Raw genomic sequence first — 14,038 nt, 5'->3', positions numbered from 1 at the left:
TGTGTACAGATTGTTCCAGGATGCATGGGGCTGTGGCCAATGACTTCATAGTGGTTGATGGTGAGTATTTACAGCCCTAACAGCACAGGAATGCACGATGTGGATAGATTGTTCCAGGATGCATGGGGCTGTGGACAACGACTTCATGGCGCTTGGCGACCCTTGGTTCGGTGAATTTTTACAGCCCTAACAGCACAGGAATGCACGATGTTGATAGATTTTTCCAAGATGCATGGCTTGGGCAACGACTTCATGGTGGTGGATGGCGTCACCCAGAAGGTATTTTTCAGCAATGACGTCATCAAGAAGCTGGCAGATCGCCACTTCGGGATCGGCTTTGACCAGCTGCTGCTGGTGGAGCCGCCCTATGACCCTGAACTCGACTTTCACTATCGCATTTTCAATGCCGATGGCAGCGAGGTGGAGCAGTGTGGCAACGGTGCCCGCTGTTTTGCCCGTTTCGTGCGTCTCAAGGGGCTGATCAACCGGGATCGCATCGCGGTCAGTACCGCCCGGGGTCGCATCGTGTTGCAGCTGGAGGGGGAGAATCAGGTCACGGTCAACATGGGTGTTCCCCAGTTTGAGCCGGGCAAGATCCCGTTCCGGGCCCAGAAGGCAGAGAAAACCTATCTGTTGCGGGCGCAGGAGCATACCGTGATGTGTGGCGTGGTCTCCATGGGCAATCCCCACTGCGTCATCGAGGTGCCTTCGGTCGCCGATGCGCCGGTCGAGACGCTCGGTGCCATCATGGAGCGCCACGAGCGTTTTCCCGAGCGGGTCAACGTCGGCTTCATGGAGATGGTCAATGCTACCGAGATCAAACTGCGTGTATTCGAGCGGGGCTGTGGCGAGACCCTGGCCTGCGGCACCGGTGCCTGTGCGGCGGCGGTGATTGGCATCAGTCAGGGCAAGCTCAAGGAGCGGGTCACCGTCAGTCTGCCGGGCGGCAAGCTGACCATCGCCTGGAAGGGGCCGGGCCAGCCGGTCTACATGACAGGCCCCGCCGAGCATGTGTTTGACGGCCAGATAGAGGTTTAGCCGATAAAGGTTCAGGTACGGGGGGCGCTGGCCCCCTTTGCCCATGATGTCGGGGCAGCAAGCCCCATTTCTCTGATGGATCAACCAATTTATGAGCGAACTCAAACGGCAGGAGCAATCGGTGGATGAAGCCACTGTGCTGGAGTACCTGGCCCGTTATCCCGAGTTTTTCCAACGCCATGCCGCCGTGCTGGACCGGATCCGTATTCCCCATGAACGCAAAGGGTCGGTCTCGCTGGTCGAGCGCCAGCTGGAGCGCCAGCGCGAGCGGATCGAACAGCTGGAGCAGGAGATCACCGAATTGATGGGGATCGCCAGCGAGAACGAGCGGATCTTCCGGGTCTATGCCGATCTCTACGGCGAGCTGTACGGTTGCCAGACCCTGTTCGAGGTGAGTGCCGTGATGGGCAAGGCTTTTGTCCAGCGGCTGCGCCTGACCGGGCTGCGGCTCTGGCTCAATCCCAAGAAGTTTGCCCTGAGCGGGCCAGAGCAGCGTTTTCTGGCACAGGGCAAGCAGCTCGAATCCCTGCTGGGTCAGCGTCTACCGGGGCAGGATTACTACTTTGGCCGCCTGAGCCAGAGCGAGAAGCAAGCGCTGTTTGGCCACGATGTGCTGGTCAACTCGGTGGCCCTGATGCGGCTCGGCGAGCTCGGTGTGCTGGCCTTCGCCAGCTCGGATCCCGGCCACTTTACTCCCCACAACGACACCCTGCTGCTGGGCCAACTGGGGCGCCTGCTGCAACTGCGTCTGCCCGAGTTGACTCATGGCTAGAACACCGGCCAGGGCGCCCGCCAAAGCTCCCGTCGTCGCACCGCCACTGCCTGCGGAACTGGCGGACGAGCTGGCGGCCTTTATCGAATACCTGAGGGTCGAGCGTCAGCTCAGCCCTCATACCCGCAATAACTATCAAGCCCATCTGGAGGCGATGACCGCCGAGCTGGTGGCCCTGGGGCTCACTGACTGGGGTCGGCTCGAGGCGAGTCAGGTGCGCACTCTGGTGACCCGGATGCACAAGGGGGGACTTGCTCCTCGTTCCCTTTCCACCAAGGTCTCGGCCCTGCGCAGCTTTTGCGACTGGCAGGTGCGGCAGGGGCGGCTGACCGCCAATCCGGCCCGCGGCATCGTCACCCCCAAACAGGGGCGGCCGCTGCCGAAAAACCTCGATGTGGACGAGATGCACCAACTGCTCAACATCACCGACGAGCAGGATCCGCTGGCGGTGCGGGATCGCGCCATCATGGAGTTGATGTACTCCTCAGGGCTGCGTCTGGCCGAGCTGGTGGGGATCAATCTGGTGGATCTGAAGCTCGACGACCGTCAGCTCAAGGTGACCGGCAAGGGCTCGCGGGAGCGGGTGCTGCCCATAGGCCGGATGGCGGTCGAGTGGCTGCAGAAATGGCTCAAGGTGCGCCCGCTGCTGGCCGGGGATGAGAGCGAGGCGCTGTTTGTCTCCAGCCGCAAGCAGCGGCTGTCGGCCCGCTCGGTGCAGGCCCGCCTTGATGGCTGGGGCAACAAGCAGGCGCTCAACGCTCATGTCCACCCCCACAAGCTGCGCCACAGCTTCGCCACCCATATACTGGAGTCCTCCGGCGATCTGCGGGCGGTGCAGGAGCTGTTGGGACATGCCGACCTCTCTACCACCCAGATCTATACCCACCTCGACTTCCAGCATCTGGCCAAGGTTTACGACAGCGCCCACCCCAGGGCCAAGCGTGACCCGGATGCGCAGGACGATGAATAACGGGCCCTGAGCCCCGTTGCAGAGGAGAGTCCATGCACTTCTATCGCCGCTGGCAGCCGGTTGCTGCCATCTCGTTTGACCTCGATGACACCCTCTATGACAACGGCCCCGCCATCGTGCGCGCCGAGCAGTGGATGCTGAGCCATCTGCGCAGCGAATATCTGGCCACCGCCATGCTCGACAAGCCGCGCTGGCTGGAGTTAAAACGCACCGTGTTGCTGGCCAGGCCCGAGCTGCGCCACGATGTCAGCCTGGCGCGCCAGCAGACCATCCGCGCCGCTATGGTGGCGGGGGGCATGGCCGACCAGCAGGCCAGCCGCGAGGCGGAGCAGGTATTTGCTGCGTTTCTGGCAGAGCGCTCGAAGATCGAGGTGAGCGAGTCCACTCATCAGCTGCTGGCCAGACTGGCCGAACGCTATCCGCTGGTGGTCATCACCAACGGCAATCTGGATCTGGTTCAGGCAAGGTTGGATCGCTACTTCACACTGGTCTGCAAGGCGGGGGCGGGCGCCAGAATGAAACCGGCACCGGATATGTTTGAGCAGACCCGCAGCGCCCTCAAGCTGCCAGCGGAGCGGATCCTCCATGTGGGGGATCATCCCGAGACCGATGTGCTGGGGGCTCGTTTGCACGGCTTTCGCGCCGCCTGGCTCAACGAACGGCAGCAACCGTGGCAACAGCTGAAACTGTTGCCGGACGTGGAGCTGACGGCACTGGAGGAGCTGGCCGATCTGCTGCTCTGATGTCGCTGGCGGGTTGCCACGCTCAGGCGGTAATGGCTGTCAGCGAATAGCGATATATGGCAAGGGATTACGCCCGCTATTTGCGACAAACCAGCCCGAGCAGGGTGTAGCGGCCGCGCTGGTTGACGCGGCAGTAACTGATGCCGACGGGCAGCACCTGCTGCAGGGTGATGGCGCTGTTCTGATAGCGGCAGACCAGATAGAGCGGGCGCAGGCTGCTATCGAGCTGGCTCCAGTAGTGGATCTCGTCGCTGTCGCCATTATCCGGTTTGAGCTGGGCCAGCTCGGCAGGATCTCCATCGAACAGGGCTAGATTATCGAGCCGGTGGCTGAGGGTTTCGTCCGGTTTGCCATCGTCATTGCGGGTGAACGCCTGCCAGCCCTGCTGCGGGGTCAGCAGCTGCTGGCGAGTCTCTATGGTGGCGGGACAATCAAATTGCAGGCTGGCGGCAAGGGCCAGGGTGGTCAGTAACATGGCTGCGGTTCTCTCTTCACGTCCTCAATACGATGTCATGCTACGTCATCTTCCGCCGAACAGCTTCATCAGTTTATCAAGCAGATCAAGCTGTTGTGGTGGTTGCTTCATGGCTTCCGCTTCCCGCTCCAGCAGCGCCTGCTGCTCCTGCTGGCGGTCGCTCAGCACCCGATAGAGGGGCTCGACCAGCGACTCGCGCTGCATCACCAACTCCTGAAACATTGCCTGATTGATGCGATAGGTTTCGACGGTGGCCACCGCCCGTACCGTGAAGGAGCTGGGCTCGCCGGTGAGCAGGCTCAGTTCACCAAAAAAGTCTCCCGCGTTGAGCGTACCAAGCTTCAGCTCTCGCCCCTCGACATTGACCACCATCTCGGCTTCCCCTTTGACCAGCACGAACAGCCAGTTGGAGACATCCCCCTGCTCCAGCATGATGTCGCCGCTGACGAAGGGGGCGAACTTCACCTGATCGGCCAGTTGGAGCAGCTCATTCTCCTGCAACATGGCAAACAGCGGCAGCTTGCGCAGGGTATCGGTTCGTTCGGCGGTGTGGCGTTTGTGGCGGGCATCCAGATGCTGCTTCTCCTTGGCCATAAAGACGTTGAAGATCGGCGGGGTGAGGCGGCGATCGTTGCGACGCAGGGCTGCATCGATCAGGCTGCGCACCATGGAGTCGGTCGGATCGTCGCGAGCCAGGTCGGTCAGCCAGTAGCGCACCGCATAGCGGGCGATGCCCCCCTCGACATTCATCAGCAGGCAGTCCGGTTGCGGATGCTTGGCGACACAGGGGAGCTTGGTCTCCCGCAGGGATTTCTCGATCAGCGCGATGATCTGGGTCGGCAAGGTATCCAGGGTCAGATCGAACCAGACCCAGCGCCGCCACTGCAAGGGTTCGCCACGGCGGCGCCCGAGCACGGTGAAGCGCTGTTTGAGCAGATGGCTGTTGGGGATGACGACTGTCTCCCAGTTGCGGGTCTCGATGGTGGTGGCACGCCAGTTGATCTCCACCACCCGGCCCTGGGTGGTGTCGACTTGCAGCCAGTCACCGATGGCGATGGAGTTGTCGAGCTGAATGGAGACCCCGGCCAGCAGGTTGCCCAGGGTGTCCTGCATGGCGAAGGCGATGACCGCGGTGATGACCGCCGAGGTGGTGACTATCTCCCCGAGCGCCATGCCGGAGGCGTAGAGGCGAAACAGACCCCAGCCGATATAGCCGATGGTGATGACGATATCGGCAATGATCCGCGGGATCCGCACATGGCAGAGGGGGAGCAGAAACTCGAACAGCAGGATCCCCCATATCTTCACCAGTATCAGGCCAGCCAGCAGGGTGGAGATCTCGATCAGCAATTGATGGGGCAGCGGCAGTTTGAACCAGCCCCCTTCCAGCTGGATCAGCAGGATCACCACCGCGCTAATCATCACGAAACTGAGCTCGGAGAGCAGCTCCCGTCGCTGTCCCGGACGGCGCCAGAAGTGGATCAGCATCAGGGAGAGGGTGAGCAGGGTCCAGAACGGGTGTTCGCCAATCCAGATCAGCGTCGGTAGCGCGGTGAGGTTTTCGCCAGCCATAGCAGCACCTTATTGTGGTTTTATTTCCAGCATAGCTGCTGCGGCGCGGGGAAATGGTGCGTTGGGGTGGCAATTTATTTATCCTGTGCAGAACCGGGCAAAGGAGTGCGATTGAGTGAAATTTTCAAAGAAAATCATCTGTTTGATGGCCCTGTTGCCATTGGCTGGCTGCGACCTGCTGGCCGAGAAGTATCGGGTCGAATTCCGGGATGGCTCCTGGCGTGAAATAGCCATTACCCCCTTCTCCAGCGAGGCGCGCTGGCGCGAGGGGTGTGCCACCGGCGAGGTGCTGAGTGATATGAAGGTGCCCATCAAGCGGGGCGACACGGTCAATGGCCGCGAGCAGTTGCTGATTGGTGGCGAGAAGTTCGAGCTGGATGACAACAACCTCTACCGCAGCAACGGCATGGTATTTGGCCATTCGCCTGACCATATCCAGCGCGGGCTCAAGGGGATGGATATCTGCCGTACCCTGCGCCCCGAGCGGGGCGGACTGCCCAAGCTCAAGGCGCGCGGGTTTGGCGACTGAATCGATGAGGGATTAACTAGCCGCCATCAATGCACTGCGTTGGCGGCAGGCATCGCCAAAGGCTTGAAAGATCTTGATGGAGTGGGGGTTTTCATTGGCCTTCCACTCCGGATGCCACTGCACTGCCAGCAAAAAGGGTGACAGTGCGGGAGCATGAAGTGCTTCGATCAGCCCATCTTCGGCGTGGGCCAACGGCTCCAGACCCTTCCCCAACCGGTTGATGCCCTGTCCATGCAGGGAGTTGACCGGAATCTGTTCTTCCCCCATCAGTTCGGCAAACCAGCTACCCGGCAACAGTTTGATCTGATGGCTCGGCCCATACTGCTCGTCGACCGGATCGTCGGCATCCTCTCGGTGATCGTCATAACCCGGCTCGTTATAGACCTTCTGATGAATGTCTCCCCCCAGTGCCACGTTGATCTCCTGCATGCCGCGGCAGATCCCGAGGATCGGCAAACCACGGGCAAGCGCCCCCTTGATGAGGGGCAGATCGAACAGGTCGCGATCCCTGTCTTGCTGTTTTTCTGGCGTGAGGTTCTCCTGGCCGTAGAGGGCCGGATCGATATTGGAACCGGCGCCGCTCAGATAGATGCCATCAGCCAGATCCAGATACTGCTCCAGATCGGTGGTGCCGCAGCAGGTGGGAACCAGCAGCGGGACGCAGCCGCTTATCTCCACCAGCGGCATGATGTATTTGTGGGTCATCACCTGATAGGCGTGGCCGTTGCGGGGCTGGGCGCCCATGGTCATCAGCACGACAGGTTTACGGGTGGCGGGAGGCTGGGGATTTGGCATAGGGCACCTTGATTATCCTTGGCGTTGAAGTCTCATCCTGCGCCTTGGGCAGGCCCTTGCAAACCGGTAGGGCAAGGGCATGCCTCAAGGCATGGTCATGGGATCCCGCGTCGGGCCGGGTGGCAGAATCGTTGGTCAGCCTGGGTAGCGACAGCCTGGATCCTCTCTTCAGTCTGCCAAGGCCGTTCAATATGTCAAACAAAATGATGCAAAATTGTTAACGGTTTTGTTTTGGTCTGCTCTGAAGCGGCGATTTAACGGGGCTGTTGAGATGGGCCGTAATGGCTGGGGTAGCAAAATGGTGGATATATTAAACGCGCAGGGGTGGCGGGGTATGGGGAGAGGAAAAGGCATCAATAGAAGCACGCCTCCGCAAGGGGAGGCGTGTTTCGGGGATCACAGCAGGTCTTCGATCTCGCCGCGCAGATATTGGTACATCTCGCGGTAGGCGACCGGCGGCTTGTTCAGCTCCCGCTCCTTGTTGGCGGAGCGGATCAGCTGGCGCAGCTTCTGGCGATCCAGCTCGTGGAACTGGGACATCAGCTCGTTGAGGGCGCTGTCACCTTCGGTGATCAGGCGCTCGCGCCACTGCTCCAGGCGATGCAGGCGGGCATTCACGGTGGAGTGACGGTTCTTGATGATAGAGAGCGCTTCGGCAATCGGCTCGATATCGCGGCTGCGCATCAGGCGGCCGATGAACTGCAGATGGCGACGGAAGGACTCATCCTTCTTCGGCTTGAGTTTGCGACCCAGCTCGACAGCTTCTGCAAGCTCTTCATCCAACGGGATTTTTTCCAGCTCGCTGTGGCTGAGGGAGACGATCTCTTCCCCCATTTTCTGCAATGCTTCGGCATCGCGCTTGAGCTGGCTCTTGCTGGGGCCCCAGTCTTCGAACTCGTTGTCGTCTTGATATTGACTCATCGGTCTCTTGATTCCTGTCATTCACGTTTGGCGGATATGTTACCAGCTTCTCCCGCTGGGCGCAGGGGTCTGATATGCTTACCCCCCTTTCCTTCTTTCATACAGATGTGAGTTATGGATCAGCAAGACCAAATCCGCCAGGATCAAGCCCATCTCGAGGCCGTGGTTGCCGAAGCCCTGGAGATAGCCAAAGGACTGGGCGCCTCGCTGGCCGAAGTCTCCATCAGCAAGCAGACCGGGTTATCGGTGAACACCCGGGGTTGTGAACTGGAAAGCATTGAATTCAATAAGGATGGCGCCCTCGGCATCGCTGTCTATCGCGATGGTTGCAAGGGATCTTCCTCGACCACCGATCTGAGCAAACCCGCCATTCGTGCCGCCGTTGAAGCGGCCATCGAGATTGCCCGCCACACCTCGGCCGATGATTGCGCCGGTCTGGCGGACGCCGAGCTGCTGGCCTGGGATGCCCCCGACCTGCAACTGTGTCACCAAATCGAGCTGGATCCCCAGCGCGGCATCGAACTGGCCATCGAGTGCGAACGACTCGCTCTGGGTCGCGATGCCCGTATCAAACACTCCGACGGCGCCGGTTTCTCCAGCCATCTTGGCATCAAGGTCTATGGCAACAGCCACGGCTTCGTCAAAGGCTACGCGGCGTCGCGCAACTCGCTGAGCTGCGTGCTGATCGGCGAGCAGGATGGCGATATGCAACGGGATTACGGCTACTCCTCCAGCCGTACCCTCGACGGGCTCTGGAGCCCGCAGCGTATTGCCGACGAGGCGGTGGAGCGTACCGTCTCCCGCCTCGGTGCCCGCAAGATCTCGACTCGTCATGCGCCTGTGCTGTTCCACCCTGACACAGCCTCCGGTCTGTGGGGCCATCTGGTGATGGCCATCAGCGGTGGCAACCTCTATCGCAAGTCGAGCTTCCTGCTCGACAAATTGGGCAAGCAGATCCTGCCCGAGTGGCTCACCATTCAGGAGTTTCCCCACCTGCTGGGCGGGCTCGCCAGTACCCCGTTCGATGGCGAAGGGGTGCGCACCCGCGACATGGATATTATCCGTAACGGCGAGCTGATGAGCTGGCTGCTTACCTCCTACTCCGCGCGCAAGCTGGGGTTGACCACCACGGGTCACGCCGGTGGCATCCACAACTGGCAGGTCTCCAATACCGGCCAGGATTTTCAGGGCATGCTGAAAGAGATGGGCACCGGTCTGCTGGTGACCGAGCTGATGGGGCAGGGGGTCAATATCGTCAATGGCGACTACTCCCGCGGCGCCGCCGGTTTCTGGGTCGAGAATGGCGAGATAGCCTATCCGGTCGAGGAGATTACCATCGCCGGCAATCTGGCCGAGATGTTCAGCCATATCGTGGCGGTGGGTCGTGACGAGGATGAGCGCTCCAGTCTCAAGACCGGCTCGGTGCTGGTAGAGAATATGAAGCTGGCGGGCCACTGATCCCTGTTTCAACAGAACCGAAACCATGAAAAAGGCCCCCTCGCCAACGCGAGGGGGCCTTTTTATCGGCTAGCGATCAGTGGGCTATCAGCCCTTGATGCGCTCGATGCGGCCACCCAGACCCTGCAGCTTCTGCTCGATATCTTCGTAGCCACGGTCGATGTGATAGATACGGTCGACGATGGTGGAGCCTTCGGCCACGAAGCCGGCCAGCACCAGACTGGCGGAGGCGCGCAGATCGGTCGCCATCACCTGGGCACCCTTGAGCTGCTCGGTGTCACGGCAGATAGCCACATTGCCCTGCAGTTCGATGTCTGCACCCATACGTACCAGTTCGGGAACGTGCATGAAGCGGTTCTCGAAGATGGTCTCGGTGACCATGCCGGTGCCTTTGGCGACGGCGTTCAGCACAGTGAACTGTGCCTGCATGTCGGTCGGGAAGGCCGGGTAGGGGGCAGTCTTGATGGTGACCGGCTTGAGGGTGCGGCCAGTCATGTCGAGGGTGATCCAGTCTTCACCCTTCTCAATCAGGGCGCCAGCCTCTTCCAGCTTGACCAGTACCGCTTCCAGCAGGGTCGGGTCTGTCTTGCGGCAGGTGATCTTGCCGCCGGTGACCGCTGCGCCCACCAGGAAGGTACCGGTTTCGATGCGGTCAGGCTGCACACTGTAGTTGCCGCCGTGCAGACGCTCGACACCGTCGATGGTCAGGGTATCGGTGCCCGCACCCTGAATCTTGGCTCCCAGGGTATTGAGGAAGTTGGCCAGATCGACTACTTCCGGCTCGCGCGCGGCGTTTTCGATCACGGTGCGGCCATCAGCCAGGGTCGCAGCCATCATCAGGTTTTCGGTACCGGTCACGGAGACCATATCCATCAGGATGTGGGCGCCTTTCAGGCGGCCATCGACACGGGCCTTGATGTAACCATCTTCGATGGTGATCTTGGCGCCCATCAGCTCCAGGCCGTGGACGTGCAGGTTGACCGGACGGGCACCGATGGCGCAACCGCCGGGCAGGGAGACATCAGCCGCGCCGAAACGGGCTGCGAGCGGGCCCAGCGCCAGAATGGAGGCGCGCATGGTCTTCACCAGCTCGTAAGGGGCGACGTGGTTGTTCACCGCACCGGTCAGCACGGTGACGTTGCCGTTGACCTTGGTGGTCGCGCCCAGCATCTCCAGCAGCTTGATGGTGGTGCCCACATCTTTCAGGCGCGGCACGTTGGAGAGGTGTACCTCTTCATCACAGAGCAGGGTCGCGAACAGGATCGGCAGCGCGGCGTTTTTGGCGCCGGAGATGGTCACTTCGCCGTTGAGAGTACAACGACCATCGATTTTGAATTTGTCCATTTTTACTTCGTTACCAAATCAGGAGGGCAATAGGAATTTACGTTCGCGTTTCCACTCGGCGTCGGTGAACGCCTTGATGGAGAGGGCGTGAATGGCGTTGCTGGCGATCTTGTCCATCAGCGGGGCATAGATGGCCTGCTGCTTCTTGACCCGGCTCATGCCGTCAAACATGTCACCGACGGCGATCACTTGGTAGTGACTACCGTCCCCTTTGACATGGACTTCGGACAATGGCAGAGCCTCGAGGAGTATCGCTTCAATTTCAGAGACTTGCATTATGCGTCCTCAGTTGTGAGCGGGGTTGACTGAAACAGCCCGGCCACCCCGTAGAGGTTGGCCAGGGTATAGAAATCACTGGAGGCGCCCACCAGTTGCGGTGTGGCGCCTCGCGCTAATACGGCTTTGGCCCATTTGACCAGCAGGGCCAGTCCGGCAGAGTCGAGGGTGGTGACGCCGCCGAGCTCAAGCTGGTCGTCCTGCCACCATTCGGCGCGGCGTTGCCACAGGTCATTGACCTGTGGCGCCTGCAGCTCACCGCTGAGGGTCATGGTTTGAGTACCAGCGGCTTGGCGTTGTGCTCGCGCAACTGGGCGATCACCGCATCGATGCCGTTCTGGCGGATCAAACCGCCGAGCTCGCTCTGTTTGGCGGAGAGCAGGCTGATCCCCTCTGCCACCATGTCGAAGGCTTTCCACTCGCCGGTCTTGTTGTTCTTGCGCAGCTTGAACTCGAGGAAGATGTCCGGCTTGCCGGCCTCTTTCACGCTGACGTTGACGGCGGTGATGTTGCCGCTGGGAGCTTTGCCCGGCTCGACCTTGACGGTCTGCTTGTCAAAATGGGCCAGCGCATCGGCGTAGGAGCTCACCATGTACTCGGTGAACACCTCGACGAAGGCATTGCGCTGCGCTTCGGTGGTCTCTTTAATCTGGTTGCCAAGCACCTTGTAGGCGGCGAAGCGGTTGTCCACATAGGGCAGCAGCTCTTCGCGGATGATCACCCGCAGGTGATCCGGATTGCTCTTCACCTGGGCCTGATCGGCTTTCAGGCGGGCAAAGGTCTGCTTGGCAGCCTGATCCACCAGCGCGTTGGGGTCGGTGGCATCGACTGCGGCCTGGGCAGACAGGGAAAAGAGCATGCTGGTCATCAGGCCCAGCAGCAGGGCGATTTTCTTGAACATGATTACTCCTTCTTGCTGTCTGATTTGCTGTCGGAGGATTGGCTGTAGAGGAACTTGCCAATCAGATCTTCCAGCACGATGGCGGATTTGGTGTCTTCAATCAGGTCGCCATCCTTGAGCATCTCGGTGCCCATCTCCTCATCGCTGAAGCCGGGGGCCAGACCGATGTACTGCTCGCCGAGCAGACCGGAGGTGAGGATGGAGAGGGAACTGGTATCGGCGAACTCGCCAGCGCTCTTTTGCATCATCAGGGTCACTTCGGGCACCTGGGTTTTCGGGTCCAGTACGATGTCGCTGACCCGGCCTACCACCACGCCGCCGACCTTGACCGGCGAACGGACTTTCAGGCCGCCGATATTATCGAAATGCGCGCGCAGGGTATAGGTTTCTCCTTCCGGTTTGAAGCTCAAACCGGCCACTTGCAGGGCCAGTGCCAGAATGGCACCAATGCCAGCCAGCATGAAGGTGCCGACCAGGAATTCTACTTTGCTGAACTTCATCTTTACCTTATCCAAACATGACTGCAGTGAGTATAAAATCCAGGCCGAGCACGGCGAGGGATGAGTGGACCACAGTACGGGTCGTGGCCTGACTGATCCCGGCCGAGGTCGGCTTGGCATCATAGCCGTTAAAGAGCGCAATCCAGGTGACCACCAGGGCGAAAATCAGGCTCTTGATGGCGCCCTGCATGATGTCATCCTGCCAGTCGACGGAGGCCTGCATGGCAGACCAGAAGCCCCCTTCGTCCACGCCGAGCCAGTCCACACCGACCAGCTTGCCGCCGAAGATACCGATCAGGCTGAACATAAAGGCCAGCAGTGGCATGCTGATGACGCCAGCCCAGAAGCGGGGGGCAACCACCCGGCGCAGTGGGTCGACCGCCATCATCTCTAGGCTTGAAAGTTGCTCGGTGGCCTTCATCAGGCCGATTTCAGCGGTCAGGGCCGAACCGGCACGGCCGGCAAACAGCAGCGCCGTGACCACAGGCCCCAGCTCCCGCAGCAGGGAGAGGGAGACCAGCGGCCCCAGGCTCTGCTCGGCGCCGAAATCCTTCAATACGTTGTAACCCTGCAGCGAGAGCACCATGCCGATGAACAGGCCGGAGACCAGAATGATGGCCACCGATTGCACGCCCACCACATAGAGCTGCTGGACAAGCAGCGGGAAGTGCTTGCGCGGTTCGGGTTTGCCCGCCAGCGCATGGAACAACATGATGGTGGCGCGACCGACGGAGCTGATAAACCGCACTCCGACCCGCCCCAGCTTGCTTATTTGACTTATCAACATCAGAGATCCTGTAGCAGATCGCCTGCCGGAAAATGAAACGGAACAGGACCATCGGGCAATCCTTTGAGGAACTGCTCGACTTCGGGATTGTGCTCCTCGCGCAGCTGGTCCGGCGTGCCGTGCGCCACCACCTTGCGATTGGCAATGATGTAGGCGTAATCGGCGATGCTCAGCACCTCTTTCACGTCGTGGGTGACGATGACGGAGGTGATACCGAGGGCATCGTTCAGCTCCTTGATCAGCTTGACCAGCACCGCCATGGTGATGGGATCCTGCCCGACGAAGGGCTCGTCATACATGATGAGGTCGGGGTCAAGGGCGATGGCCCGAGCCAGCGCTGCCCGGCGCGCCATGCCGCCGGAGAGCTCGGAGGGCATCAGTTTCGCTGCGCCGCGCAAGCCCACCGCCTGCAGTTTCATCATGACGATGGTGTGGATCAGCTCCTCCGGCAGGCCGGAGTGCTCTCGCAGCGGGAAGGCCACGTTGTCGTAGACCGTCATGCCGGTAAACAGGGCGCCGCTCTGGAACAGCATGCTCATCCGCTTGCGCACTTCATAGAGGCGCGAACGGGAGAGGGTGGGGATATCTTCCCCGTCAAACAGAATGTGACCGGACTCCGGCTTGAGCTGGCCACCGATCAGCCGCAGCAGGGTGGTTTTACCGATGCCGCTCGGGCCCATGACGGCGGTCACCTTGCCACGAGGAATGGTCAGGTTGATCCCGTCATACAACAGCCGATCTCCGTGACTGAAGGTCAGGTCGGAGATGGTGATCAGGTCATTGTTCAAACAATTGTCCATCCGGTGTAAATGAGGTGCGAATTTTATGGGGTAGTCTAGGTCTAAGCAACAGCAAGGAACAACTATTGAACAGGCTGCAAGCCCATTTGCACGACAGTTTTCTGTAACAAAGTGCGTCATTGAGAGCGGGACTTGCCATCCGATTCGCTTATCCGGG

17 protein-coding genes are annotated in these 14,038 nt (G+C 60.5%); 6 read left to right on the top strand and 11 right to left on the bottom strand.

What is annotated here, in order from left to right; genetic code table 11:
• Nucleotides 1–207 precede the first annotated feature (207 nt).
• From dapF to AB5Y90_RS10250, 4 genes are all read left to right on the top strand, one after another.
• A complete protein-coding gene (gene dapF / locus AB5Y90_RS10265; RefSeq protein ID WP_005336371.1) occupies nt 208–1,038 on the top strand; it encodes a diaminopimelate epimerase in 831 nt (276 codons plus the stop codon).
• Nucleotides 1,039–1,129: 91 nt separating this feature from the next.
• Nucleotides 1,130–1,810 carry a DUF484 family protein gene (locus AB5Y90_RS10260; protein WP_186301905.1) on the top strand — a complete coding sequence of 227 codons (681 nt, stop codon included), beginning with the start codon at nt 1,130–1,132 and terminating at the stop codon, nt 1,808–1,810.
• A complete protein-coding gene (gene xerC / locus AB5Y90_RS10255; protein ID WP_307896057.1) occupies nt 1,803–2,780 on the top strand; it encodes a tyrosine recombinase XerC in 978 nt (325 codons plus the stop codon). Before AB5Y90_RS10260 ends, xerC begins: the two co-directional genes overlap by 8 nt.
• A 32-nt stretch (nt 2,781–2,812) precedes the next feature.
• Nucleotides 2,813–3,523: an HAD-IA family hydrolase gene (locus tag AB5Y90_RS10250; RefSeq protein ID WP_307896058.1), complete on the top strand. Its 711-nt coding sequence runs from the start codon at nt 2,813–2,815 to the stop codon at nt 3,521–3,523.
• A gap of 76 nt (nt 3,524–3,599) precedes the next feature.
• Here AB5Y90_RS10250 and AB5Y90_RS10245 read toward each other — a convergent pair whose 3' ends face one another.
• Nucleotides 3,600–3,998, bottom strand: a complete 399-nt coding sequence (locus tag AB5Y90_RS10245) for an STY0301 family protein (RefSeq protein ID WP_307896059.1) — start codon at nt 3,996–3,998, stop codon at nt 3,600–3,602.
• Between the two features lie 45 nt (nt 3,999–4,043).
• Nucleotides 4,044–5,570 carry a cyclic nucleotide-binding domain-containing protein gene (locus AB5Y90_RS10240; protein WP_307896061.1) on the bottom strand — a complete coding sequence of 509 codons (1,527 nt, stop codon included), beginning with the start codon at nt 5,568–5,570 and terminating at the stop codon, nt 4,044–4,046.
• A 145-nt stretch (nt 5,571–5,715) separates the two neighbouring features.
• Between AB5Y90_RS10240 and AB5Y90_RS10235 the strand changes: the two genes are divergently transcribed.
• Nucleotides 5,716–6,099 carry a hypothetical protein gene (locus AB5Y90_RS10235; RefSeq protein WP_040069030.1) on the top strand — a complete coding sequence of 128 codons (384 nt, stop codon included), beginning with the start codon at nt 5,716–5,718 and terminating at the stop codon, nt 6,097–6,099.
• A gap of 12 nt (nt 6,100–6,111) precedes the next feature.
• On the opposite strand, the gene AB5Y90_RS10230 is transcribed toward AB5Y90_RS10235, so the two are convergent.
• Nucleotides 6,112–6,894 carry a gamma-glutamyl-gamma-aminobutyrate hydrolase family protein gene (locus AB5Y90_RS10230; RefSeq protein WP_021231832.1) on the bottom strand — a complete coding sequence of 261 codons (783 nt, stop codon included), beginning with the start codon at nt 6,892–6,894 and terminating at the stop codon, nt 6,112–6,114.
• A 396-nt stretch (nt 6,895–7,290) separates the two neighbouring features.
• A complete protein-coding gene (gene yjgA, locus AB5Y90_RS10225) occupies nt 7,291–7,815 on the bottom strand; it encodes a ribosome biogenesis factor YjgA (protein ID WP_005336359.1) in 525 nt (174 codons plus the stop codon).
• A 114-nt stretch (nt 7,816–7,929) separates the two neighbouring features.
• Here yjgA and pmbA point away from each other — a divergent pair, with 114 nt between their 5' ends.
• On the top strand, nt 7,930–9,273 hold the full coding sequence (pmbA, locus tag AB5Y90_RS10220; protein WP_040068810.1) for a metalloprotease PmbA: 1,344 nt from the start codon (nt 7,930–7,932) through the stop codon (nt 9,271–9,273).
• A gap of 87 nt (nt 9,274–9,360) precedes the next feature.
• Here the strand turns inward: pmbA and murA are convergent, their stop codons facing one another.
• The 7 genes from murA to mlaF are packed head-to-tail and all read right to left on the bottom strand — an operon-like array spanning nt 9,361 to nt 13,881.
• Nucleotides 9,361–10,617 (bottom strand): UDP-N-acetylglucosamine 1-carboxyvinyltransferase, encoded by a 1,257-nt coding sequence (murA, locus tag AB5Y90_RS10215; RefSeq protein ID WP_005336355.1) that lies wholly within the window; start codon nt 10,615–10,617, stop codon nt 9,361–9,363.
• An 18-nt stretch (nt 10,618–10,635) separates the two neighbouring features.
• A complete protein-coding gene (ibaG, locus tag AB5Y90_RS10210) occupies nt 10,636–10,893 on the bottom strand; it encodes a BolA family iron metabolism protein IbaG (protein WP_005306001.1) in 258 nt (85 codons plus the stop codon).
• Complete coding sequence (locus AB5Y90_RS10205; RefSeq protein ID WP_005336352.1) at nt 10,893–11,165, bottom strand: lipid asymmetry maintenance protein MlaB; 273 nt, start codon at nt 11,163–11,165, stop codon at nt 10,893–10,895. The genes ibaG and AB5Y90_RS10205 overlap by 1 nt, the downstream gene beginning before the upstream one ends.
• Entirely contained in the window at nt 11,162–11,794 is a 633-nt protein-coding gene (locus AB5Y90_RS10200) for a phospholipid-binding protein MlaC (protein ID WP_005336350.1), read from the bottom strand. The genes AB5Y90_RS10205 and AB5Y90_RS10200 overlap by 4 nt, the downstream gene beginning before the upstream one ends.
• A gap of 2 nt (nt 11,795–11,796) precedes the next feature.
• Nucleotides 11,797–12,294 carry an outer membrane lipid asymmetry maintenance protein MlaD gene (gene mlaD, locus AB5Y90_RS10195; RefSeq protein ID WP_005336348.1) on the bottom strand — a complete coding sequence of 166 codons (498 nt, stop codon included), beginning with the start codon at nt 12,292–12,294 and terminating at the stop codon, nt 11,797–11,799.
• 7 nt (nt 12,295–12,301) lie between these two features.
• The gene (mlaE, locus tag AB5Y90_RS10190; RefSeq protein WP_307896063.1) at nt 12,302–13,081 is read right to left on the bottom strand and encodes a lipid asymmetry maintenance ABC transporter permease subunit MlaE; all 780 of its coding nucleotides are present in this window, start codon (nt 13,079–13,081) and stop codon (nt 12,302–12,304) included.
• Entirely contained in the window at nt 13,081–13,881 is an 801-nt protein-coding gene (mlaF, locus tag AB5Y90_RS10185; RefSeq protein WP_005336343.1) for a phospholipid ABC transporter ATP-binding protein MlaF, read from the bottom strand. Before mlaF ends, mlaE begins: the two co-directional genes overlap by 1 nt.
• Nucleotides 13,882–14,038: the final 157 nt, after the last annotated feature.

This window comes from Aeromonas sp. R4-1, from assembly GCF_040908325.1.
In the GTDB taxonomy this organism is placed as follows: domain Bacteria; phylum Pseudomonadota; class Gammaproteobacteria; order Enterobacterales; family Aeromonadaceae; genus Aeromonas; species Aeromonas veronii.
Note: the sequence above shows the minus strand (reverse complement) of the source record. Positions and strands in the feature narration are given on the sequence as shown.

Excerpts from the sequence above, each read along its gene's own strand:
- murA (WP_005336355.1), bottom strand. The coding sequence starts at position 10,617 with ATGGACAAATTCAAAATCGATGGTCGTTGTACTCTCAACGGCGAAGTG.
- AB5Y90_RS10240 (WP_307896061.1), bottom strand. The coding sequence starts at position 5,570 with ATGGCTGGCGAAAACCTCACCGCGCTACCGACGCTGATCTGGATTGGC.
- AB5Y90_RS10230 (WP_021231832.1), bottom strand. The coding sequence starts at position 6,894 with ATGCCAAATCCCCAGCCTCCCGCCACCCGTAAACCTGTCGTGCTGATG.
- mlaD (WP_005336348.1), bottom strand. The coding sequence starts at position 12,294 with ATGAAGTTCAGCAAAGTAGAATTCCTGGTCGGCACCTTCATGCTGGCT.
- AB5Y90_RS10235 (WP_040069030.1), top strand. The coding sequence starts at position 5,716 with ATGGCCCTGTTGCCATTGGCTGGCTGCGACCTGCTGGCCGAGAAGTAT.
- ibaG (WP_005306001.1), bottom strand. The coding sequence starts at position 10,893 with ATGCAAGTCTCTGAAATTGAAGCGATACTCCTCGAGGCTCTGCCATTG.
- mlaF (WP_005336343.1), bottom strand. The coding sequence starts at position 13,881 with ATGGACAATTGTTTGAACAATGACCTGATCACCATCTCCGACCTGACC.
- AB5Y90_RS10260 (WP_186301905.1), top strand. The coding sequence starts at position 1,130 with ATGAGCGAACTCAAACGGCAGGAGCAATCGGTGGATGAAGCCACTGTG.
- AB5Y90_RS10200 (WP_005336350.1), bottom strand. The coding sequence starts at position 11,794 with ATGTTCAAGAAAATCGCCCTGCTGCTGGGCCTGATGACCAGCATGCTC.
- AB5Y90_RS10245 (WP_307896059.1), bottom strand. The coding sequence starts at position 3,998 with ATGTTACTGACCACCCTGGCCCTTGCCGCCAGCCTGCAATTTGATTGT.
- AB5Y90_RS10250 (WP_307896058.1), top strand. The coding sequence starts at position 2,813 with ATGCACTTCTATCGCCGCTGGCAGCCGGTTGCTGCCATCTCGTTTGAC.
- AB5Y90_RS10205 (WP_005336352.1), bottom strand. The coding sequence starts at position 11,165 with ATGACCCTCAGCGGTGAGCTGCAGGCGCCACAGGTCAATGACCTGTGG.
- dapF (WP_005336371.1), top strand. The coding sequence starts at position 208 with ATGTTGATAGATTTTTCCAAGATGCATGGCTTGGGCAACGACTTCATG.
- mlaE (WP_307896063.1), bottom strand. The coding sequence starts at position 13,081 with ATGTTGATAAGTCAAATAAGCAAGCTGGGGCGGGTCGGAGTGCGGTTT.
- pmbA (WP_040068810.1), top strand. The coding sequence starts at position 7,930 with ATGGATCAGCAAGACCAAATCCGCCAGGATCAAGCCCATCTCGAGGCC.
- yjgA (WP_005336359.1), bottom strand. The coding sequence starts at position 7,815 with ATGAGTCAATATCAAGACGACAACGAGTTCGAAGACTGGGGCCCCAGC.
- xerC (WP_307896057.1), top strand. The coding sequence starts at position 1,803 with ATGGCTAGAACACCGGCCAGGGCGCCCGCCAAAGCTCCCGTCGTCGCA.